We start from the raw sequence: 1,051 nt of genomic DNA on the forward strand, positions 1-1,051 counted from the left end.
TAATTGATTAATATTAAACTTGGTAATTTCATTTTCTACTTCATATTTACCATTATTTACCCAATTGTCATCATCATTTTTATAACAAGAGTTAATATAATTGATGGTTATTTCTTTGTTATCTGCTGATTTTCTAACCTCACTCGATGCCCATGAGAGATGCAATCTATTTCTTTGCCAAAAAACGGTAATATGATCTTTCTGTGAACCATCGATATTACTATTAACTGCCTTCCATTCTGACCAAATGAATTGATTTTTATTTACAGTGCTATCTTCTGCACAACTGCGCCAAAAATACTGATAGGGTTTTTCTTTAGTGCGTCCAATAAAGAAGTGGGTATCTTTTTTAGGTGTGACCAGGTGGCTGATGGTATCCAATCGTGCTAGTTTTTCATAGCTAATCAGATATTTTTGCATCGCTTTCGTCACTGAATTCTCAGTCAATTTAGCCTGGTTAATACTTTGTTCGAACTCGGTAAACAGTTCTGTTTTATTATAACGTAAGGTCGGATCAATATAATCGGCAGCATAGTATTTCAGCTTTTCTTTACCCGCCCAACGAGAGTAACGTTTATTATAAACACTCCAGTTATGCAGGAAGTTATCCGTGCTGAAATGCCTAGCAACTTTATCGGCGGCCGCGTCAGGTTCGGCCCCGTCAATACAGCGTTCAATATAGAGTTGCAGGCTGCTGATAGCTTCGGCAACTTTTGAGGTTTTTACCTCGCTGCCAATTTTGGTATCCAGCAGCAGGTGTTGATACAATTCGTCAGCAGTTTTAATTTCTTTGCCAAATGTTTTTTTGGCCAGAGCATAGTTCACCAATGCGTCACGGCGTGATTCACTGATTTTTTTCAATACGATAGCATTAGACATAATGTTATATCCTATAAGGTTTGTAGATTTAAATTAGGTATTAAAAACCAGAAGATAAACTTTTGGCTATATTTTCAATGACTGTTTTTGATTCCTTTGGATTATTCTCTAATGCTATATATTTTAAATTCAATAAATCTTGGTTGGTTACTTTAAGTTGATTGGCCATATT

General features: G+C 35.5%; 1 protein-coding gene. It reads right to left on the minus strand.

The window, feature by feature from the left end; genetic code table 11:
• A partial coding sequence (locus V2A85_RS23910; protein WP_420072583.1) for a neuraminidase-like domain-containing protein occupies window positions 1-879 on the minus strand: 879 nt, incomplete at its 3' end.
• Between the last annotated feature and the right edge of the window lie 172 nt (window positions 880-1,051).

Origin of the sequence: Yersinia sp. 1252 StPb PI (assembly GCF_048593885.1) — a bacterium.
Lineage (GTDB): Bacteria > Pseudomonadota > Gammaproteobacteria > Enterobacterales > Enterobacteriaceae > Yersinia > Yersinia enterocolitica_E.